Raw genomic sequence first — 21681 nt, 5'->3', positions numbered from 1 at the left:
ACAAATCATGAAAATAAAAAAACAACTAAAAAAAATCCTGATTACACTATCAATTATATTAGTTGTAAGTGGATGTGGTGAAGAAGCATTAGAGGTTGATAATCCTAATGCTATTACAGAGGATACATTCTGGAGAACAACAGAACATTTCAATTCTGCCCTTAATACTGTCTATGCCGCTTTACAATTTCAAGGCATTAGTGGTTCAGGACTACAGTTCGAAATGCTTCTTGGTGATGAAGCAGGAACAGAAGATTTCTACAGACAAATCGAGTTTGCCAAAATTGACTTTAGTGATGTAAGCGAGCAAGTAGTTGATAAATGGAATGAATTATACATTGGTATATTTAGAGCCAATCAGGTTTTAAGTCAACTACAAATCAATGGAGGTGTTTTTCAAGATGCCGATCAAAAACAATCTATAGAAGCTCAAGCCAGATTTTTAAGAGCATTTTACTATTTTCAGATTGCTCATACCTATGGTGGTGGAGTCATCAGAATTGATGTACCACAAAATAGTGAAGATTTTTCTGCACCATTTAGTTCTATAGAAGAGGTTACAAATCAGGTAATTTTACCAGATCTTATGTTTGCAAAAAGTAATCTTCCACAGGCATGGCCGGATTCACAAAAAGGACGAGTAACTTGGGGAGCTGCAACGGCTTTATTAGGTAAAGTTCATTTATATAATAAAGATTGGAACCTAGCAGCAACACAATTTAGAGAGGTTATCGATTCAAACATCTACAGTTTAACTCCAAATAATTTAGACAATTTCTCTCACCTTACAGAGTTCAACTCTGAATCTATTTTAGAGACTCCTTACTCTATAGAATTTAATCCGGGTGCAGATGGTTCTGTGGTCGATGACAATAGTTTTGAAACAGGAGCCGAAGCAAATGCTATAGCCCGATCAATGGGACAACTTCAATTTGGTGCTTTTAATGTGGTACTTCCCACCTATTACTTGCATGAACTATTTGTTAGAGATGAAATTGATCCCACAAACCCCATAAATGACATAAATACGCAATCCAAAAGAATGGGTGCCAGCATAGTACCCATTAATGGTGATGAATTATACTATGGTCTTCCGATAGGAGAAAAACCAGGTTGGGTTTTTGGTCAAAGTTCGTATGCAAAAAAATATTCTAATTGGTATCATCTATCCAATGAAGATGGAAATAATCGTTCTGATATTAATTTTAGACATATACGATTAGCAGACATATTTCTTATGTACGCCGAATCCGTTTTAGAAGCAAATGGTGATGTAGACACCGCAATAGAATTTATCGATAGAGTAAGAAGAAGAGCTGGCGTAATAACATTAAGACAATACATTGATAATGATGGCGGTATTCCTGAGTTTCATATTAGCGAACAAGTAAGATCTAGACCTCGATCTTTTGCTTCTTTATCTGTAGAAAGTGTAAGAACTCATCTAAGAAGAGTAGAAAGACCTCTAGAACTATGTTTTGAGGGACATCGTTGGAAAGATTTAGTACGCTGGGGCATTGTACAAAACGTACTCAATGAATTACTACAAGATGAATTATGGAGACTTGATCCTACCAATTTTGCCGCATTAGATGTTGCAGGTGCTGGTGTTGCTCCCCTATTTATAAGAGAAAAAGTAAGACCAGACTTTGGTCAGGCTAGTCAAAACTACAACGCTACTTTGCATGACTATTTTCCAATACCTGCTGCAGAGTTGCAAACAAACGATCAAATTGGTAATTAAAAAAGGAAGAAATGAAAAAAATATTAAAAATTGTCAGTCCGTTGATTATCATTCTTATTACCATTATTGGTTGTGATAATGATGATGTCGATACAGATGTACCAAGCCAAAGATTGATTTTTACATCAGAACAAAATCAGGATAATCAGATTAGACTTGGCACAAGTTTAACTTTTGCAGACGTTTCTACTGGTGTCATTTCAAGAAAGTGGACTTTTCCTGATGATGTCACCACGATAAAAGAGTCTAATGAGGATATCGTGAAAACAATCTTCTCTAAAGTAGGAGAACATAACGTAGTTCTAAATCAGACTTTTGAAGAAAGTGCTTTTGTTAATGGAGAACAACGAGGAAAAGAATTAGATACCACTATTGTTGTGCGTGTTCTTGAACCCATTAAAATTAATCTAAAAGCCAATTACATTAATCCAGATGGTAGTCTGGGAGCCGCTTTGACGATTGCCGACAATACCCAAAATGAAGTAATTGCAAGTAGATCAATTCGATATAGTTTTGAAACAATCGGGGAACCCGAAGATATCAACTGGACTTTAGATGGAGGTGATCCTGAAAGCTCTACAGGAGCGTCAGAAATTGATGTTACTTATAAAAGAGTTGGTACATACGACCTAAAGGTTGAGGCTAGTACAAGACGTCCTTTTGGAGAAGATCAAATTAATTTTTCAAACTTAATTAAAGTTGTTCCTTCTACCGACCCTGTATCTCTCGACGAGATTAAAGGAAAAAGAGATGGTAGATTAGCTCTAGAGTTTAGCCGAGAAATGGATGAAACTACAATAAATAAAGCTAATTTCTCTCTTACTATTCAAAATGGAACTACTACAATACCAGCTGTCATTCGTAGTGTAACTATAAACCCTACACAACGTAATATTTTGGATATTACTTTAGATGGAGATTCAGTCTATATTGATGATGTAGTAACTGTATCATACGCCGCAGGATCTTTATTTACGGCAGATGGTGTTCAAGCAAACAGTTTTACCGATATTCCTATGAGTTCGTTTGAACAAGGAACCAATATTTTAGAGACCACAACTGTAGACTTTAGTTTTGAAAATTCTACCGATGATTCTAATTGGCCATACCAATTTTGGGGAGGAATTTGGGAATTATATGATTTCTCTATCGCTTTTGATAAAGCCAGAACAGGAAATCGAAGCGGAATTGTAGACATGCAAGCCAATGGAGGCATGATTATAGCACATGATTCTGGATCGTTCCCCTTAGAAACTGGTACAACTTATGAAATCGGAATTTGGACTTTTGTCGAAAATCTAGGAAATACTCCTGATGGTCTAGCTAACCCAGATTTAAGACTATATTGGATTCCTGCTACTAATTTCTCTGTAGGGCCAAGTCCAGAATTTACATCTGATTTTCCATTAAACCAATGGGTATACAAATCAATAATCGTAACCGCTACAGAAACTGAAGATAAACAATTTCTTATTCGAGGTTATAACGAATTTAATGATGCACCTATCCGAATTTTTATGGACGATTTATTTGTTAGCGAAGTTACGATAAGACCTTAGTTAGTTGTTTTTTTAGTCAATTCTAATGCTTAAAAAGAGGTTGTTTAGGATAACCAATTTTTAAGACAAGTAACCTCTTTTTTAAGCATTAATTTTTCATTATAAATTCTAGTAATAACCAATGTACTACCTAAAAATACTTAAAACATAACATACGCATTAACCAAGCAACACAAGAACACTCTTAAAACACTTATAACCAAAGAAAAAATCTCTGAATTCTACTTAAAACAACACCTTAACTATTCTTTTTGAGACTATATTTTTAAGCTAATCGTTTTCGCTTTGATCTGTTTTACAAATAGTGGTTTGATATAAATCACCCCCTCCATTTTATGATTAGAACTAAAAGCGTGTTAGTATAAATTTCATTTGGTTTTAGCTGTTTAATAATTAAAAATAGAGCTAAAAGATTTCTTTTTTGAACTCTCAAGCTTACGATATATGATCAACTAGTTTGTAAAAAACTCATTGCTTTTACATTCTGATTTTATATCACACAATCGTGTATTAACTCTATAAATTATATAAACACAAAAAACGTATTCAACATGAAAACAATGAATCATTATTTAATAATTGCTCTTATTTTACTCTACCCCCTGGTAAACAGAGCCCAAAATGTCGAAGTAGATGTAAATCTAAACATCAAACATTCTGTAGGAGGAATATCCGATTTTGGAAGAGAAAGGCATATTACTATGCACTCCAGTCTTTATGAAAACGCATGGGAAGGAGAATTAGATAAAGCTGAACGCTTGTTTGAAGATCTAGATGTACAGTTAGGTCGTGATAACGGTGTTGCATCTTTTTTACATCAATTCTCACCAGAAGATGAAAATAACAGACAACATCATGATCCTGATAGTTTATCTGTATTATTAGATTTTTGGCAAGGTGAGTATCAGCAAAGAATAACAGACAGAGGTTTGCTTAAATATAAGAACGAGCAATCTAGAGGTACAATAATGGGGACTAACCCACATCCCACTTATCCAACACTTTCTTATTTTGAAAATGGATTAAATGGATCTACATGGGGAAGAGAAAATGGTTTCACCTGGATTCCTCAAGATATAGAAACTTCTGCAGCTTGGATGGTTCAATATCTAGAAGAGTTTTTTGTTGAGACCGCTAGTCAAGAAGGTGTTGTTATGCCAGAATACTGGGAAGTAATAAACGAACCTGATTTTCCTTTAAACACTGGGCAATTTATGATGTCAAGTTGGGAGGATATTATAGAGTACCACAACTTGGTAGCTCAAGGTATTAAACAAAAATTAGGTAATCGTGCTCCTAAAATTGGAGGTATGACTTGGGGATTACATGATCTATTTAGAGGTGATGGTATTTCTCGTTTTGCAACAGTTAATTATGTAGATGGCTTTTATGGAAATACAGCAGCAGATGAAGTAGCTAAAGCATATGCAAGAGGCCAGGTGGATACGCCATTATTTAATCGTCCAAGAGATACACCATGGTACCAATGGGATGTAATTTGGAAAGAATTTATTGACAGAGCTGGTGATAATATGGATTTTTATTCGGTACACTTTTATGATTGGCCCCAATATCAGAATCAAGGAGGACAAAGAAGATCAGGTGGGCATGTAGAAGCTACTTTAGAAATGTTAGAATGGTATGATGTATTTATAAATGGGAAAAATAATAGAAAACCTGTTATTATTTCTGAATATGGAGCAGTTGCTAATTCATGGGATCCAATGCCACACGATACCCGATTTGACTGGGAAAACCTAAAGCCATTTAGTGCAATGATGATGCAGTTTTTAGAAAGACCTGATTACATCGAATTATCAATGCCTTTTCACTTATTAAAAGCACAGTTTAGAGATATCGATAATAATGGTGATGGTATACCAGAAGTCGTATATCATTATAAAACTTTACGTGATGATGACGGTGATGGTGTTTGGGAATATAGTGAGCTTGTAAAATGGTACGAACTATGGGATAATGTTGATGGAACAAGAGTTGACACCAAATCTTCAGATCCTGATATCCAGGTAGATAGTTACATTGATGGTAATGAAGTATACTTAATTTTGAATAACCTCCAAGAACAAAATACAACTATTAATTTGAATTTATTTGAGGATAATGATAATAATCCAACAAGTGTTCGTATAAAACATCTTTATTTAGAAGGAGTTAGAAATATTGTTTTAGATGATACTACTACTACTAATATTCCATCATCAGTTACGTTGAGACCAGAAGCAACTATGGTATTAAAATATACATTACCTAATGCGGTTGCTATCAATCAAACTTCAGTAGAAAACAAATTTTACGGAGAACCTGTTAGTAACAATCAGAGAGTAGCTATTAATAATGGAGATAATACATTTTTTGTAAATAACGTTACACTACCTGTTGATGCAGACAAGGCTGAAGCAATGATAAAAATGACCGTTACTCTTTTTGATGCACCTCAAACCGAGAATGGATTCTTATCTATTAATAAATTAACTTTTAATGGGGTTGAAGTAGAAACTCCTTTTGATTGGAGAGGAGAAACTCAAAATAGGTCAAAATGGTTTGGAGCTTTAGAAATTCCAGTTCCGGCAAGTTTGGTGCAAACAAACAACACTATTGTTGTGGATTTTCAACATGTTGGAGAAGTTAACATCGTTAATTTATTAACATGGGATTTCTCTAAAAAACCAGGTAGATCAGATCAAGGTAATACCGATCCCGATCCTATTGCTGTTACAGGAGTTAATGTTTCTCCGAATACTATTATTCTAAACCAAGGACAGACATCAACAATTAATGCCACTATTTCTCCTGCCAATGCAACTAATAAAAGTGTAATATGGAGCACTAATAATGCAGCAATCGCAACTGTAGATGCTAATGGTACAATAACCGCTAATGCCAATGGTAATACAATTATAACAGTAACGACTGTAGACGGTGGGTTTACTTCTTCTACCACAGTTACCGTAAATGATAATACCCCACCTACAGGTGACATAATTGTAATCGAGGCAGAGGATTTTGTAAATACTGGAGGCACTTTTAATGATAGTTTTGCTGGTGGTCCAGGTCTTGGTGTAAACAAAACTCCTACTAACATCAATTACGTGAATAATGGGGATTGGGCAGAATACACTTTAAACGTTACTACACCTGGAACTTACGATGTAGAATATTTAATTTCTACTCCAAGTTCAGGAGCTCAGATTCAATTATTTGTCGATAATACTATCGCCTCTACTACTAATGTTCCAAATAACGGTGCCTGGGATAATTATACTGCATTAACTGGAGGTACAATAAATCTAACTGCTGGCACTCATACAATAAAAATTATAGCCTCTAGTGCAACTACTTGGCAGTGGAATCTTGACAAAATCACATTAACTACGGGATCAACATTTTCTGGTAAAACGACAGCTTCAACATCTCAATACTTAAAACTGTACCCAAATCCATCATCTGGTAAAATTTATATTCAAGGACTTGGTACAAATAGTAACACTACTATTCAAGTTTATGACACAAAAGGAACAAAATATCCAGATATAAAATTAAATGATGATCACTCTATAGATGTAGAGAGTTTATCTAGAGGTATCTATTTCTTGAAAGTCATTAGTAAAAGAAACCAAACTACTTTAAAAATTATCAAAAATTAAGAACCCCAAGATTATTTAAAAATCAATAAAACTATATCTAACACAAATCATTTTATATGAAAACACAAACATTATTAATTGCGTTTTGCTTGGTCATTTTCCAACTACAAGCGCAAGATTGGAACGGAATTTCTGTCCCTGCCAATGCAGGTCAAGGCAAAACTTGGAAACTTCAAGAAGGGCCTTCAGATAGTTTTAATTATATTTTTAATGAAACGAATCAACGTTCAAACTTTGGAAGTAATAAATGGTACAACTTCTATCATAATGCATGGGATGGTCCTGGAACCACTTACTGGCAGCATAATCACGTATCGGTTAACGGAAGTGATTTGGTACTTCGAGCCTCGAGAAATCCAAGTACCGCAAAACTGGGAGTACCAGGAGTTAATGCAGGATGTATAACATCAAATACTCGAGTAAAATTTCCGGTATATGTTGAAGCAAATGTTAGTGTAGCCGATATTGTATTAGCTTCAGATGTTTGGTTATTGAGCCCAGATGATACTCAAGAAATTGACATAATAGAATGTTATGGTGGAGACGAACAGGGCAATGCTTTTTTTTCTGAATTTATTCATTTAAGTCATCATTCTTTTGTTCGCAACCCATTTACAGACTATCAACCAAGAGATAGAAATAGTTGGTGGAGCAGATCAGACGTTAACAATTGGGGCGAATGGTCATGGAACAACGGTAACAGAAGATATGTACGTATTGGTGTAAACTGGATTAGTCCTTTTCATTTCGAATATTATGTTGATGGTGAATTAGTAAGAGTTTTATACGATAAAGCATTTGCTACAAAAAGAAATGGCACTTGGTATTATACCTATCCAACCATGACCAACGGAACTCTTGATACTGCTAGTGATGGATTTCAATTAGCAGTGCAATATGCTACTGGTAGTAGTTATTCATTTCAAACCTTACAAGCGGCTAGTAATACATCTTCTGTAAGCGTTATTGACCCTTTTAATTATCAGGGAGGAAATGGGTTTACAAAAGAAATGGATATTATTATTAATGTAGAATCTCAAGATTGGCATGTCTTAGCTGGTCGCACTCCAACTGATGCCCAGTTAAATGATCCAGCAAGAAACACCATGAAAGTAGATTGGTTGCGTGTATACAAACCTATTCCATCTACAAATACTGTTGCAGTAACGGGAGTAACAGTATCGCCTCGTAATTTGTCTTTAACCATAGGCCAAACAGGTAACTTAACAGGTGCTGTACTTCCTGCAAACGCTTCTGTAAAAACTATGACTTTTACTTCAAGTAACACTTCTGTAGCTACCGTGAATCAAAGTGGTGTTTTAACCGCTATTGGAAATGGTACCACAACTATTACTCTTAAAACTACCGATGGTGGATTTACAACAACAGCTACTGTGACGGTTACGAGTAATCCTACCGTAGATGATATTATAATAGAAGCAGAAGACTTTATTAATACTGGTGGATCCTTTAATGATGCATTTGCAGGTGGACCTGGTTTAGGAGTAAACAAAACTTCTGCTAATATCAATTATGTCAACACTAACGATTGGGCCGAATATAATATTGATGTTATAAGCGCAGGGACTTATTCTGTTAAACATCTTATTTCTACACCAAGCAATAATGCCCAAATTCAATTAGTAGTAGATGGTGCACTAATAACAACAACCAATGTACCTAATAATGGAAGTTGGGGTAATTATACAACACTTAACGGAGGAACTGTTGACCTATCTTCTGGGGCGCATAAGATTAGAATTGTTGCATCTGGAGCAAATACATGGCAATGGAATCTAGATAAAATCACATTAACAAAAATAAATTCTCGAGCTATTTCGGGTAAAAATCAAGTTTTAAATAACTTAAGTGTTTACCCAAACCCAGCGTCTAATATGATTTTTATTGAAGGATTAAGTAATAACCAAGAACATAATATTCAAATGTATGATATTAAAGGATCTAAACTCTTTAGTAAGAAATTAGATCAAAACCATAAACTTGATATAAAGGATTTACCAAAAGGAATTTATTTCTTAAAAGTTAGCACAAGTAGAAATCAAAATACGTTGAAAATCGTTAAGAATTAATTTCATAATAGATTAAAACTAACTTTAACACTCACTATGCTATAATTCGTCATCACTTTATATGGGTAAATCAAATGTTCAAAAACCTTCTTCCCCAAAGAAATATTAAACAATTTTGCTTAACATTTGTATATAATCATTGATGAACTTATTTAATAGTGAGTGTTTAGATAATATAAACTTTTAAAGAAACAAAGTAATTTAAACTAGAAAAATAAATGGATACAACAATTACATATAAGCTTTCTAATGTATTACACTTTTACTTTGGGTAATCAAGTTTTATCCAACAAATTAAACATGAAAAAAATTATAACTTTCGGTGAGATCTTAATGCGAATCTCTCCAATAGGAAATAAAAAAATGATACAGTCTAATACGTTAGAATATTATTTTGGAGGTACCGAAGTAAACGTGGCAATATCATTAGCACAACTAGGAAATGATGTAAAACATGTTTCTGTTGTTTCTGAAGATTTTATAGGCCATACAGCAAAAAGTTTTTTAAATCAATATGGAGTAGACACCAGTTTAGTTACCAACTCGGGCTATCCTTTAGGTTTATATTTTTTAGAGACTGGAGCTGTAATGAGGCCTAGTACGATTTCCTATAATAGATCCAATTCTTCATTTTCTATGATGGATCCTAATCTTATAAATTGGAATGCAGCATTGGATGTTTGTGATTGGTTTCATTGGACAGGAATTACTCCTGCTTTATCAAAACAAGCCTATCAAAGTTTAAAAGTTGCTCTACAAACCGCAAAGAATAAAAACATTATGGTATCAGCAGATCCCACATATAGAAAAGATCTATGGAAATACGGTGCTAAACCTCAAGAAGTATTAAATGAACTTATTGAATTATCTGATATTTTTATTGGCGGTCCAAACGAAATTAATGAACTATTAAACACCAATTTTAAAAATAACACTACTGGATTTATAGAAGGTAGTAAACACCTACTACATACTTTTCCTAATTTAAAAAAGATCTTTGATAAAACTAGAATCTCTACAAATGCAAATTGGCATAAAATTAAATCTAGAATGTGGGATGGAGCAAATTTCTTTGAAACTGAACAGCTAGAAATAACCCACATAATTGATAGGATTGGAACAGGTGATGCATACGCTGCTGGACTTATACATGGATTATTACATTTTAATGATAAAAAAGCTTTAAAATTTGCAAATGCAGCTTGTGCTTTAAAACATACGATAGAAGGTGATGCTAATCTAGTTCTTGAGAAAGAAATAGAATTAGTTATGAATGGAAGTTTAACAGGAAGAATAAATAGATAACATGTCACAATACACTAGAATTGAAGTAGTCCAAACCATGGGGAAGATTAAAATCATCCCTCTTTTTTATCATAGCGATCTTAAAATTGCTAAGCAAGTTATAAGAGCTTGTTACGATGGTGGAGCAAGGGTATTCGAATTTACCAATCGAGGTGATCATGCACATGAACTTTTTTCTGAATTAATAAAATGGTCAAATATAGAGCTCCCAGAGATGATTATAGGTATTGGTTCTATAGTAGATCCGGGTACCGCATCTCTCTTTATTCAAAGTGGTGCAAATTTTATCGTCTCTCCCATTTTAAATTCTGAAATAGCTAAAGTTTGTAACCGAAGAAAAATAGCATGGATTCCTGGTTGTGCTACTTTATCAGAAATTAATTACGCCGAAGAATTGGGTGCTGAAATTGTGAAAATTTTCCCTGCTAGTCAAATAGGAGGACCAAATTTTATAAAAAGCATAAAAGCCCCATGTCCATGGACTAATATTATGCCCAGTGGTGGAGTTACTATTGAAGAAAGTAATATTAAAAAATGGTTTACAGCAGGAGCCTACTGTATTGGTATTGGGTCAAATCTAATGATTAAAAACAAAGAGGCAAACTTAGATTATCCAACAATAGCTAAAACAATGAAACAATGTATTTTGTTTGCAAATAACAATTCATAACATATTTTAACCTGTATTTCTGTTTCTCAGACTGAATTATTCAAAATTGTTTTTATAATCTAGAGATTACAAATAAAAAAAGCTTCTTTACACAAGAAGCTTTTTTTATTTGTAATATTTTCTATGTAGTTATTTTACTATTTTTTTACCATTAAATTTCCACTCAGTAATACCACCGTCAAGATCATAAATTTTTGTAAACCCTGCTTTTTTCATATAGGCAGAGCATCGACCACTACGACCGCCTCGACCACAATATACTGCAACAGGTTTTGATTTATCCACATTTGCTATACGATCTTCAAAATTATCATCATTAAAATCAATATTCACAGCACCTTCGATATGACCATCTGCGTATTCTGCAGGAGTACGAACATCAACAAGTTGTACTTTTCCCATCTTTAACAATGAATCCATATCTTCTACTGTAATAAGTTCTACAGTATCGCTACTTTCTATATTTTTACAATTGAATAATGCTAAAGAAAGAAAAACTACTAATACAAGGGGGGTAAATTTCATATACTATTGGTTATTCGGCAACCTCTCCATCCCAATTCATAAAACCACCTACTAAATTATATGTGGTTTCGAATCCCATTTGGTTCATTAATGTACAAGCTTGAGCACTACGTGCTCCAGATCGACAGTAAACATAATAACTTTTGGATTTATCGAGTTTTTCAATTTCATCCAGAAAACCTTGCCCTAAACGAATATCGATATTAAGCATATCTGGAATAAATCCATCTTCTACCTCTTCTTCTGTTCTTACATCTAAAATAACTGCATTATCATCTTTAGTAATAAGCTCTTGCCATTCTTCTTGGGTGATATCTTGTGCCATTTATAAAATATATTATACTAAACTTGGACTACTTTATTCTATATTCCTTACAAATATAAGAGTCCTTTATCAAATCTACGCACAATGTAAATCTTTTATCTAAAAAATCCTTGTACTATCAGTGCACTATGCCTTGATACTACAACCAATTGCTTTTGTAATTTCTACAGGAACTTTTTCTCCTTTTAACAATGCATTTACAGCGTTTTCTACATACTTTTCATTCGCGGCTGTAGGATCTTTATAATTATTATCTATGGCACCTATATAACGTACAATATTTCCTTTGGTAGTTTTTTCTAAAATATAAACATGAGGCGTTTTGGTTGCACCATATTGAGGGTAAATATTTTGTCCGTCATCAAATAAATAAGGAAAAGTAAATCCTTTTTCTTTAGCCCTTATTTTCATATTATCAAAACTATCATCTGGATACGCTTTTGGATTATTTGGATTTATAGCGATTACTGGATATCCTTTATCCTTATACATCTTATCCAATGCTACAATCCTATCTTCGTATGCTACCGAATATGGACAATGATTACATGTAAAAATTACAATGAACCCTTTGGCATTTTCATAATTTTTTAATGAAACCAAAGTATTGTCTATGTTTTTTAATTCAAAATCTGTAGCAATATCTCCTATTACATATCCTCCTTTAGCTTTTGAATCAGAAACCTTATCAATTGCAAAAGCACTTATAGCGATTACAAAAGCTACTCCAACAAGAATTTTTAAAGTTTTCATATCTACCGTTTAAGTGTTTCTATTTATGTTTTTATTTATAGCATTTTTTTTAACTCTTTTTCCAAATCACTATATGTAAATGATCTTTCATAAAAGTTAACATTATTTCCTTTATAAATAATAGTAGCTGGGATAGAACCAGACCAATTTTTATTTACTTTAGGTATCCAACTGTTTGCATCAGGATCGTCTAATAGCAAAACTCTACTTTCTATTTTTTGTTTTTTAACAAATGGAATGAGTTTTGATTCTACCTGTTTTGGTAAATCCAAACTCACTAAAATAACTTCTACTTCATTATCCGGATACCTACTATTAATTAATTCAAAATATGGTAATTCTGCTACACAAGGCTTGCACCAAGTGGCCCAAAAATTAATTACTCTTGTTTTACCATCATCAATTTTTAATAAGGGCTCAAAACTTTCAAAATCATATGTTGGTATTTCTACCCCTTTGCTCTTGTATACATCTGTAGCATCAAGTGCTATGTTCTGTTCTCCTTTACAATTTGTAAAGAATATTATTAATATCGCATATAAAATTAATCTCGACATGCTTCTAATTTATTAAAATCGCTAATTATGCGAAAGAAAATTAACAGGGTTTCTATATTATATCTAAAAATTTTCAGAATTTCTTACAAATACCCCACGGGACTACTATACTTTTATTGAGGCAATAATACTATTTAACCACAGTTAAAATTCAACTTTAACAAAGAATTAGTATCTCTTTATAATTTATAAAACAAATCATTCCATACATTTGTATATACAAATATTGTACAGACAATTGAAAATAGAAAACATTATAAAAACCGAAGTAGAGCTTCCTCTTTCTAGAAAAGTAATAGTAAATTTATTATATACTGAACATTGGATCATGGATAAAATAAACCTTGAGCTTAAAGCACATGATATCTCTCTTCAACAATTTAACGTACTTAGAATACTAAACGGTCAAAAAGGAAAACCGGCAAATCTTTCTACTATACAAGAAAGAATGGTTAGTAAAATGAGTAACACTACTCGATTGGTTGATAAACTTATTACCAAAACGTATGTAGAAAGAACTACTTGTCCTTCAAATAGAAGAAAAGTAGAAATTACAATCACTAAAAATGGAAAAGAGTTTCTAAATAAAATTAGTCCTATAATGGATGCTTTTGAAAATAGAACTACCGCTCATCTATCCGAAAAAGAATTATTGCATTTAAACGAACTATTAAATAAAATAAGAACTACAAATTAAAATTAACTATTCAAATTTAAAAACAATGAAAACTAGACTTAAATCACTAATCTTAGCTATTGCGATTATTACTTCTGCTTCAACTTTTGCGCAAAAAAAAGCAATTAAAACCTCAGAAAGCAAAATAAATTGGACAGGAAAAAAAGTTACCGGAGAACATAAAGGAACATTAAATTTATCTGATGGTTTTTTAGTCTTCGACGGAGATAAAATAACAAGCGGAGAGTTTACAGTTGATATGACTTCTCTACAAGTAACAGATCTTGAAGCTGGAAAAGGAAAAGAAAAACTTGAAGGGCATTTAAGTTCTGATGATTTCTTTAGTACTGCCAATCATAAAACAGCAAAACTAAAAGTCACTAAAGCTAAAAAAACAGAAAAAGGGTATAAAATTGCTGGAGATTTAACCATAAAAGGAAAAACAAACCCTATCGAGTTTGATTTAGCTGTTAATGGCGATACTGCTTCTACAACTCTTAAGGTAGACAGAACTAAATACGACATTAAATATGGATCAGGAAGTTTCTTTGACAATTTAGGAGATAAAGCAATCAGCGATGAGTTTGAATTAGCTGTAAATTTAAAAATGTAATTTTTTATGTTTTCAAATTATAAATTAATTTATATATTTGAACCAATAAAAAAATAATGAAAACAATCTTAACAAATAATTGGTGGTGGTTATCTCAAAACGAAAACGTCGTGAGATAGCTCCTGTTATTATGTTAAGTAAACATATCTAAGGCTTGTCAAATCACGACAAGCCTTTTTTTTGTTGTATAATCAGAGCTATAAATTAAATCAGCATAATGCAAAATGAGTTATAAATTAACCACACATTTCAAACAAATTCTAGCAGACACTATCACTCCCGTAAGTGTCTATCTAAAAATAAGAGATCGTTTCCCTAATAGTTTGTTATTAGAAAGTAGTGATTATCGAGGAAATGAAAACAGTTTTTCTTATATCTGCTGTAACCCTATTGCCAGTATTAAGATCGAAAAAGAAATCATATATCAATCTTTTCCCGATAAAAGTACTACCGAAACAAAAGTTACCGACAGCACCAATATCCCAGAAATTATTGAGCAATTCGGACAACAATTTGACACCTCAAAAAGTAACTTCAAATTTATCAACAATGGATTATTTGGATATATTTCTTATGATGCTGTTCGTTATTTTGAAAATATTGACATCACTAAAAAAGAAGGAGCACTCGATATCCCAGACATTCATTATGCTGTTTATCAAAATATAATCGCTATAAATCATTTTAATAATGAAGCATATATTTTTGCACATTGTTATAATTCTGAAAGTAATATCGCTGAAATTGAATCGTTACTTAATGTCAAGAATTTTGCTTCGTATAGTTTTTCTACTTTAGGTGATACAACTTCTAATCTCAATGATGAACAGTATAAAGAACATGTAGAATTAGCCAAAAGTCATTGTCAACGTGGTGATGTTTTCCAGTTGGTTTTATCGAAACGTTTTTCTCAAAAATTTAAAGGAGATGAATTTAATGTATATCGTGCTCTAAGAAGTGTAAATCCATCTCCTTATCTATTTTACTTTGATTATGGTGATTTCAAGATATTTGGAAGTTCTCCAGAAGCACAACTGGTTGTTAAAGATGAGATTGCAGAGATTCATCCTATCGCCGGAACCTTTAAACGAACAGGTAATGATGAACAAGACGCAGAATTAGCAAAAAAGCTATCTGTTGATGAAAAAGAAAATGCCGAACATGTTATGTTAGTCGATTTAGCACGCAACGACTTAAGCAGAAATGGAAGTAATGTTACCGTAGACAATTATAGAGAGGTTCAATTTTTTTCTCATGTAATTCATCTTGTTAGTAAAGTAACCGGAAAAAAACATCCTAATACGACTACTATGCAGATAGTTGCAGATACTTTTCCTGCTGGTACATTAAGTGGTGCTCCTAAACATATGGCAATGCAATTAATAGAAAAGTATGAAACGGTAAATCGAGATTTTTATGGAGGAGCCATCGGTTTTATGGATTTCTCGGGCAACTTTAACCACGCGATTATGATTCGTACATTTCTAAGTAAAAATCACCAACTACATTGGCAAGCAGGAGCGGGATTAGTTAATGAATCCAATAAGGAAAATGAATTACAAGAAGTATATAATAAATTAGGAGCGCTAACAAAAGCTTTAAAATTAGCTGAAGAAATATAGGAGTTTAAATTCCGCAAAGAAATAATGAAAAAAATATTAGTAATAGACAACTACGACTCGTTTGTGTACAATTTAGTACATTATCTAGAAGATTTAGGCTGCGAGGTTACCGTAAAACGAAACGATCAATTAGTTCTAAAAGATGTAGAACCTTATCAAAAGATTTTATTATCTCCAGGTCCTGGTGTTCCTGATGAAGCAGGATTATTAAAAGATATCATTAGCGCATATGCTGATTCAAAAAGTATCTTTGGGGTTTGTCTTGGACAACAAGCCATAGGAGAAGTTTTTGGTGGCAATTTGACCAATCTCGAAAATGTATATCATGGCGTTGCTACCAACGTCACCTTAGCTGTAACAGACGAGCCTCTTTTTCAGGGGCTTGAAAAAAACTTTGATGTGGGTAGATACCATTCTTGGGTGGTTACCGAACAAGGACTTCCTGAATGCTTAGAAGCAACATCATATGATGAAAACGGACAAATTATGTCACTTCGCCATAAAAAATTAGATGTTCGTGGTGTACAATTTCATCCAGAATCTGTATTAACACCAGATGGAAAAAAAATGCTAGAAAACTGGGTCAACAATTGACATAAAAAATATGATAATTCGATATTAACAAAAAAATAATCCTAACACACTCTATATCTTTATGATAAAAAAAGAGTTCTGGACGTACTTGCTATGAAAAATTTACTCAATAGATTAATCAATCACGAAACAATCTCAAAAGAAGAAGCCAAAGCCGTATTGGTTAACATTTCTAAAGGAGATTACAACCAAAGTCAAATCGCATCTTTCTTAACCGTTTATATGATGCGTAGTATTACCGTTGAAGAATTAGAAGGATTTAGAGATGCATTATTAGAGCTCTGCGTAGCTATTGATTTAAGCGAATACAACCCTATCGATCTATGTGGTACAGGTGGTGATGGAAAAGATACTTTTAACATCTCTACATTATCATCATTTGTCTCTGCTGGTGCAGGAATAAAAGTAACTAAACATGGCAACTATGGTGTATCTTCTAAATGCGGAAGCTCCAATGTCATGGAACACTTAGGTATCAAATTTAGTAATAATAAAGATTTTTTAAAGCGTAGTATTGATGAGGCCGGAATTTGTGTATTGCACGCACCTTTATTTCACCCAGCAATGAAAAATGTAGCCCCAATTCGTAGAGAACTTGGTGTTAAGACTTTTTTCAATATGTTAGGACCAATGGTTAATCCCGCTTTTCCTAAAAATCAAATTGTTGGTGTTTTTAATCTTGAACTAGCAAGGATGTATGGATATTTATATCAAAACACAGATAAAAACTTTACTATCATTCATGCATTAGATGGATATGATGAAATCTCCTTAACAGGAAATACTAAGACAATTTCAAATCAAACAGAAGGAATGTTAACACCAAGTGATTTTGGTGTTTCTGCATTACAACAAGAAGAAATAGTTGGAGGAGATTCTATTTCGTCATCTGCCGATATCTTTATGAATATTTTAAGTGGTAAAGGTACAGAGGCACAAAATAATGTTGTTTGTGCTAATGCAGGTATGGCTATTGCTACTGTAGAGAAATTAGCACCAATACAAGGGTTTGAACGTGCCAAAGAATCTTTATTATCTGGAAAAGGACTCGTAGCTCTACAAAAAGTGCAAGAGCTGAGTAAAACGGCATAAAATTTAATTTAGGATAGACTCCTAGCCTATTTGTAAAATAAACCATTATTAAAATTTATCTAAAAACTAGGATATAAAACAATGAATATACTAGATAAAATAGTAGCTGATAAACGTATCGAGGTCGAACTTAAAAAAAGCATCATCCCTACAACGCAATTAGAAAATTCTGTGTTATTTGATCGAAAAACAAATTCTCTGGCCAATGCATTGCGTAACAGTACAACAGGAATTATTGCAGAACATAAACGCAGATCTCCCTCTAAAGCAGTTATTAATCAAAAAGTAAGTGTCCAAGACGTTGCCATAGGGTATCAAAAAGCAGAGGTTTGTGGTATGTCAATATTAACCGATGGGAAATACTTTGGCGGCTCTTTAGACGATTTATTGCTTACAAGAGCATCTGTAGAGCTTCCTTTATTACGAAAAGAATTTATAATCGATGAATACCAACTACTCGAAGCAAAGGCTTACGGTGCAGATGTTATTTTGTTGATAGCTGCGGTACTTACCAGAGATCAAATCAAATCTTTGTCCGAGTTTGCCAAAAGCCTATCACTTGATGTATTATTAGAAGTTCATAATCAAGAAGAATTAGAAAAGTCAATTATGCCCACACTCGATATGCTAGGTGTAAATAATCGAAACCTAAAAACATTCGAAGTTAGTACAGATATAAGCAAATCTTTAAGTGATCAGATTCCTGATGATTTTGTAAAAGTCTCAGAAAGTGGGATCAGTAGTATCGAAGCTATTAAAGATTTAAAACAATATGGATATAAAGGTTTTCTTATAGGTGAAAACTTTATGAAGACCGAGAATCCAGGAACTAGCGCAATAGAATTTATCCAAAATCTAAAATAACTTGAGCAATATCAATACAATATTAGTAACAGGAGTAACAGGCAATATAGGGTCACATGTATTATTCGAACTCTTATTTGATTTGTATTCGAAAAAAGAAGAAGCACGTATTTATGTTTTGATTCGCAAACAAAGGCATATATCTGCTCAAGAACGTTTATTAAATGAAGTTTTTTCTAAACAGCTTATTCCCGAAAAGATTGTTCCTTTCTATAAGGAATACATAGATAAATATGTAGAAGTAATTGAAGGAGAGATTCATAATTTTATACTTCCAGAAAAGGCAGGAAATACAATAACAGTATATCATTTAGCCGCTTCTGTAAACCTAAGTAATACAGAAAAAGCTAAACATGAAATTGCACATGTCAATTATCATCATACGCAAGCTTTTTTCGATACGATTAAGTGTCGTACAAAAAAACTAGTCTTTGTCAGCACTGCATTTTCGAGAGGTGAAATAGAAGGTGCAATCGAAGAGGATTATCATTCTGCTACGACATATAATTTTAGAAACTTCTATGAAGCGTATAAAATGAAAATCGAAAAACTAGTTTTACAAATCGCAAAAGAAAATAATTTTAGCTGCACTATTGCGAGACCTAGTATTGTATCAGGAAGACTTATTGATTTTCCTAAATTTGTAAGCAGTAGATATATTGTTTTTTATGCTGTAGGAGAATTTTTTAACAAGATAAAAAAATCACATTCAAATATTGGCACAATAAGGCTTGCCTTAAATATAGAAGGAGGTCTTAATATTGTTCCTGTAGATTATGTTGCTAAAGGAATTATTCGTGCAGCTGATATCAAAGAAGAGCAATTAAATATCACTTTAACTCAAAATGTCCCAACCCAATATATAGCTACCAGTATTTTAAAAAAATGTGGTATTAACATAGAATTAGTTCCCGAAGAACCCGAAGATAAATCCACTATCGAGAAGTTATTCTATAAAACAATTGGAAGTCAATTACTGAAATATTCAATGTCAAAAAATCATTATTTCGAATCTAAATTAATACGAAAATTACTTTCAAATATTGAAGAACCAAACATGAAAGAACATTTTCAAGAAATATATGATTTTGCGCATAATATCAATTTTAATAATGCCAATATTAAATTAGAAGCCAACCTTTAACCTTGAAAAAAAAGAAGATGAAATTGAAAGTTTGCGGAATGAAATATGAAGAAAACATAACTGCTGTAGCTGACTTAAAGCCAGATTATTTAGGTTTTATTTTTTATGAAAAATCTCCAAGAAATTTTGAAGAAGATATTTCTGAGCTTCCTGATACTATAAAAAAAACAGGCGTGTTTGTAGATGCTTCAATTAATTTTATAATTGAAAAAGTAGTCAAGTTTGGTTTTAATGCAATTCAATTACATGGAAACGAATCTCCTGAATATTGTCAAGAATTAAGAAATCAGCTCAACGGCCCCCAAAGACCTTCGGGGTATCGTCACATTGAAGTATGGAAAGTCTTCTCGATCAAAGATCAATTCGATTTTAAAATACTTAAATCGTATGAAGGTATCGTAGATTATTTTTTGTTTGATACTAAAGGAAAAGAAAAAGGAGGCAATGGATATACATTTGATTGGCGCGTTTTAGAAAACTATCCCTCCACTACTCCATTTATATTAAGTGGTGGTATTGGCTTAAATGAAATTGAAAAAATAAAAGAAATTATGAAGACCGGTTTACCTATTTATGCATTAGATGTAAACAGTAAATTTGAAACGGCACCAGGTCTAAAAAACATAGAAGATTTAAAAGAATTTAAAAAACAATTATTCTCTAATTAAATAGAGCATATTATAAAATTACACTATGAAATATCAAGCTAACGAAAAAGGGTACTATGGTGAGTTTGGAGGAGCATATATTCCTGAAATGCTATATCCAAATGTAGAAGAACTGCGCACTACATATCTGGATATTATGAATGAACCATCTTTTAAAGAAGAGTTTAATCAATTATTAAAAGATTATGTTGGGCGTCCATCTCCGTTGTATTTTGCCAAACGCCTTTCAGAAAAACATAATACCAGAATTTACTTAAAACGTGAAGACCTTAATCATACTGGAGCTCACAAGGTCAATAATACTATTGGTCAAATTTTAGTTGCCAAAAAATTAGGTAAAAACAGAATCATTGCAGAAACTGGTGCTGGACAGCATGGGGTAGCAACAGCAACAGTATGTGCCCTTATGGGTATAAAATGCATCGTATATATGGGAGAAATTGATATTAAGCGACAAGCTCCCAATGTAGCACGTATGAAAATGCTCGGAGCCGAAGTAAGACCTGCTAAATCAGGTAGTAAAACTCTTAAAGATGCCACTAACGAAGCTATTAGAGATTGGATCAACAACCCTGTAGACACCCATTACATTATTGGATCAGCTATCGGACCTCATCCTTATCCAGATATGGTAACACGCTTTCAATCTGTAATTTCTGAAGAAATAAAATGGCAACTTAACGAGAAAGAAGGACAAGAAAACCCTGATTATGTAGTTGCTTGTATCGGTGGTGGAAGTAACGCTGCTGGAACATATTATCATTTCCTAGACAATCCTGATGTAGGAATCATTGCTGTAGAAGCTGCAGGAAAAGGTGTAAACAGTGGCGAAAGTGCTGCTACATCTCAATTAGGAAAAGAAGGTATTATTCATGGATGTAAAACATTGCTAATGCAAACTCCCGATGGTCAAATAACAGAGCCTTACTCTATCTCTGCAGGATTAGATTACCCTGGAGTAGGACCACTACATTCCCATTTATACAAAACAGGAAGAGGAGAATTTTTCTCAGTAACCGATGATGATGCTATGACTGCTGGGTTAGAATTATCTCAATTAGAAGGAATTATTCCGGCAATCGAAACATCACATGCACTGGCTATTTTTAATGATAAAAAATTTAAACCAGATGATATTGTTGTAATTAGTCTTTCTGGTCGTGGAGATAAAGACTTGAACACCTACATCGATTATTTTAAATTATAAAAACTACT

General features: G+C 32.9%; 19 protein-coding genes. 15 read left to right on the top strand and 4 right to left on the bottom strand.

Annotation, left to right across the window (positions count from 1 at the left end; translation table 11 throughout):
* The first annotated feature begins 7 nt into the window (after positions 1 to 7).
* The 6 genes from D1816_RS23620 to D1816_RS23595 all read left to right on the top strand — a co-directional run bounded on the left by D1816_RS23620 (position 8) and on the right by D1816_RS23595 (position 11033).
* Positions 8 to 1744 carry a RagB/SusD family nutrient uptake outer membrane protein gene (locus D1816_RS23620; RefSeq protein WP_118505947.1) on the top strand — a complete coding sequence of 579 codons (1737 nt, stop codon included), beginning with the start codon at positions 8 to 10 and terminating at the stop codon, positions 1742 to 1744.
* A gap of 11 nt (positions 1745 to 1755) precedes the next feature.
* Entirely contained in the window at positions 1756 to 3303 is a 1548-nt protein-coding gene (locus D1816_RS23615; protein WP_118505946.1) for a hypothetical protein, read from the top strand.
* A gap of 551 nt (positions 3304 to 3854) precedes the next feature.
* Positions 3855 to 6968: a carbohydrate-binding protein gene (locus D1816_RS23610; RefSeq protein ID WP_118505945.1), complete on the top strand. Its 3114-nt coding sequence runs from the start codon at positions 3855 to 3857 to the stop codon at positions 6966 to 6968.
* Positions 6969 to 7024: 56 nt separating this feature from the next.
* On the top strand, positions 7025 to 9058 hold the full coding sequence (locus tag D1816_RS23605) for a carbohydrate-binding protein (protein WP_118505944.1): 2034 nt from the start codon (positions 7025 to 7027) through the stop codon (positions 9056 to 9058).
* Between the two features lie 300 nt (positions 9059 to 9358).
* Entirely contained in the window at positions 9359 to 10363 is a 1005-nt protein-coding gene (locus D1816_RS23600) for a sugar kinase (protein ID WP_118505943.1), read from the top strand.
* Between the two features lies 1 nt (position 10364).
* A complete protein-coding gene (locus tag D1816_RS23595; protein WP_118505942.1) occupies positions 10365 to 11033 on the top strand; it encodes a bifunctional 4-hydroxy-2-oxoglutarate aldolase/2-dehydro-3-deoxy-phosphogluconate aldolase in 669 nt (222 codons plus the stop codon).
* A gap of 129 nt (positions 11034 to 11162) precedes the next feature.
* On the opposite strand, the gene D1816_RS23590 is transcribed toward D1816_RS23595, so the two are convergent.
* From D1816_RS23590 to D1816_RS23575, 4 genes are all read right to left on the bottom strand, one after another.
* Positions 11163 to 11558, bottom strand: coding sequence for a rhodanese-like domain-containing protein (locus D1816_RS23590; protein ID WP_066314036.1), 396 nt, complete (start codon positions 11556 to 11558; stop codon positions 11163 to 11165).
* A gap of 10 nt (positions 11559 to 11568) precedes the next feature.
* Positions 11569 to 11883 (bottom strand): rhodanese-like domain-containing protein, encoded by a 315-nt coding sequence (locus D1816_RS23585; RefSeq protein ID WP_118505941.1) that lies wholly within the window; start codon positions 11881 to 11883, stop codon positions 11569 to 11571.
* 126 nt (positions 11884 to 12009) lie between these two features.
* Complete coding sequence (locus D1816_RS23580; protein ID WP_066314039.1) at positions 12010 to 12636, bottom strand: thioredoxin family protein; 627 nt, start codon at positions 12634 to 12636, stop codon at positions 12010 to 12012.
* 35 nt (positions 12637 to 12671) lie between these two features.
* Positions 12672 to 13193, bottom strand: a complete 522-nt coding sequence (locus D1816_RS23575; protein WP_066314040.1) for a TlpA family protein disulfide reductase — start codon at positions 13191 to 13193, stop codon at positions 12672 to 12674.
* Between the two features lie 238 nt (positions 13194 to 13431).
* Here D1816_RS23575 and D1816_RS23570 point away from each other — a divergent pair, with 238 nt between their 5' ends.
* From D1816_RS23570 to trpB, 9 genes are all read left to right on the top strand, one after another.
* A complete protein-coding gene (locus D1816_RS23570) occupies positions 13432 to 13890 on the top strand; it encodes a MarR family winged helix-turn-helix transcriptional regulator (RefSeq protein ID WP_066314042.1) in 459 nt (152 codons plus the stop codon).
* Positions 13891 to 13915: 25 nt separating this feature from the next.
* On the top strand, positions 13916 to 14482 hold the full coding sequence (locus D1816_RS23565) for a YceI family protein (RefSeq protein WP_066314044.1): 567 nt from the start codon (positions 13916 to 13918) through the stop codon (positions 14480 to 14482).
* Positions 14483 to 14706: 224 nt separating this feature from the next.
* Positions 14707 to 16104, top strand: a complete 1398-nt coding sequence (locus D1816_RS23560) for an anthranilate synthase component I family protein (protein WP_118505940.1) — start codon at positions 14707 to 14709, stop codon at positions 16102 to 16104.
* 24 nt (positions 16105 to 16128) lie between these two features.
* Positions 16129 to 16698 (top strand): aminodeoxychorismate/anthranilate synthase component II, encoded by a 570-nt coding sequence (locus tag D1816_RS23555; protein ID WP_118505939.1) that lies wholly within the window; start codon positions 16129 to 16131, stop codon positions 16696 to 16698.
* 93 nt (positions 16699 to 16791) lie between these two features.
* Complete coding sequence (trpD, locus tag D1816_RS23550) at positions 16792 to 17790, top strand: anthranilate phosphoribosyltransferase (RefSeq protein ID WP_118505938.1); 999 nt, start codon at positions 16792 to 16794, stop codon at positions 17788 to 17790.
* 81 nt (positions 17791 to 17871) lie between these two features.
* Positions 17872 to 18654, top strand: a complete 783-nt coding sequence (trpC, locus tag D1816_RS23545; RefSeq protein WP_066314049.1) for an indole-3-glycerol phosphate synthase TrpC — start codon at positions 17872 to 17874, stop codon at positions 18652 to 18654.
* A 1-nt stretch (position 18655) separates the two neighbouring features.
* The gene (locus D1816_RS23540; protein WP_066314050.1) at positions 18656 to 19798 is read left to right on the top strand and encodes an SDR family oxidoreductase; all 1143 of its coding nucleotides are present in this window, start codon (positions 18656 to 18658) and stop codon (positions 19796 to 19798) included.
* A 17-nt stretch (positions 19799 to 19815) separates the two neighbouring features.
* Positions 19816 to 20466, top strand: a complete 651-nt coding sequence (locus tag D1816_RS23535; RefSeq protein WP_233565265.1) for a phosphoribosylanthranilate isomerase — start codon at positions 19816 to 19818, stop codon at positions 20464 to 20466.
* A 25-nt stretch (positions 20467 to 20491) separates the two neighbouring features.
* Complete coding sequence (trpB, locus tag D1816_RS23530; protein ID WP_118505936.1) at positions 20492 to 21673, top strand: tryptophan synthase subunit beta; 1182 nt, start codon at positions 20492 to 20494, stop codon at positions 21671 to 21673.
* Positions 21674 to 21681: the final 8 nt, after the last annotated feature.

It is taken from the genome of Aquimarina sp. AD10 (assembly GCF_003443715.1).
GTDB lineage: Bacteria > Bacteroidota > Bacteroidia > Flavobacteriales > Flavobacteriaceae > Aquimarina > Aquimarina aggregata.
Note: the sequence above shows the minus strand (reverse complement) of the source record. Positions and strands in the feature narration are given on the sequence as shown.

Excerpts from the sequence above, each read along its gene's own strand:
- D1816_RS23560 (WP_118505940.1), top strand. The coding sequence starts at position 14,707 with ATGAGTTATAAATTAACCACACATTTCAAACAAATTCTAGCAGACACT.
- D1816_RS23600 (WP_118505943.1), top strand. The coding sequence starts at position 9,359 with ATGAAAAAAATTATAACTTTCGGTGAGATCTTAATGCGAATCTCTCCA.
- D1816_RS23585 (WP_118505941.1), bottom strand. The coding sequence starts at position 11,883 with ATGGCACAAGATATCACCCAAGAAGAATGGCAAGAGCTTATTACTAAA.
- trpC (WP_066314049.1), top strand. The coding sequence starts at position 17,872 with ATGAATATACTAGATAAAATAGTAGCTGATAAACGTATCGAGGTCGAA.
- D1816_RS23555 (WP_118505939.1), top strand. The coding sequence starts at position 16,129 with ATGAAAAAAATATTAGTAATAGACAACTACGACTCGTTTGTGTACAAT.
- D1816_RS23610 (WP_118505945.1), top strand. The coding sequence starts at position 3,855 with ATGAAAACAATGAATCATTATTTAATAATTGCTCTTATTTTACTCTAC.
- D1816_RS23620 (WP_118505947.1), top strand. The coding sequence starts at position 8 with ATGAAAATAAAAAAACAACTAAAAAAAATCCTGATTACACTATCAATT.
- D1816_RS23605 (WP_118505944.1), top strand. The coding sequence starts at position 7,025 with ATGAAAACACAAACATTATTAATTGCGTTTTGCTTGGTCATTTTCCAA.
- D1816_RS23615 (WP_118505946.1), top strand. The coding sequence starts at position 1,756 with ATGAAAAAAATATTAAAAATTGTCAGTCCGTTGATTATCATTCTTATT.
- D1816_RS23565 (WP_066314044.1), top strand. The coding sequence starts at position 13,916 with ATGAAAACTAGACTTAAATCACTAATCTTAGCTATTGCGATTATTACT.
- D1816_RS23590 (WP_066314036.1), bottom strand. The coding sequence starts at position 11,558 with ATGAAATTTACCCCCCTTGTATTAGTAGTTTTTCTTTCTTTAGCATTA.
- D1816_RS23575 (WP_066314040.1), bottom strand. The coding sequence starts at position 13,193 with ATGTCGAGATTAATTTTATATGCGATATTAATAATATTCTTTACAAAT.
- trpD (WP_118505938.1), top strand. The coding sequence starts at position 16,792 with ATGAAAAATTTACTCAATAGATTAATCAATCACGAAACAATCTCAAAA.
- trpB (WP_118505936.1), top strand. The coding sequence starts at position 20,492 with ATGAAATATCAAGCTAACGAAAAAGGGTACTATGGTGAGTTTGGAGGA.
- D1816_RS23595 (WP_118505942.1), top strand. The coding sequence starts at position 10,365 with ATGTCACAATACACTAGAATTGAAGTAGTCCAAACCATGGGGAAGATT.
- D1816_RS23580 (WP_066314039.1), bottom strand. The coding sequence starts at position 12,636 with ATGAAAACTTTAAAAATTCTTGTTGGAGTAGCTTTTGTAATCGCTATA.
- D1816_RS23535 (WP_233565265.1), top strand. The coding sequence starts at position 19,816 with ATGAAATTGAAAGTTTGCGGAATGAAATATGAAGAAAACATAACTGCT.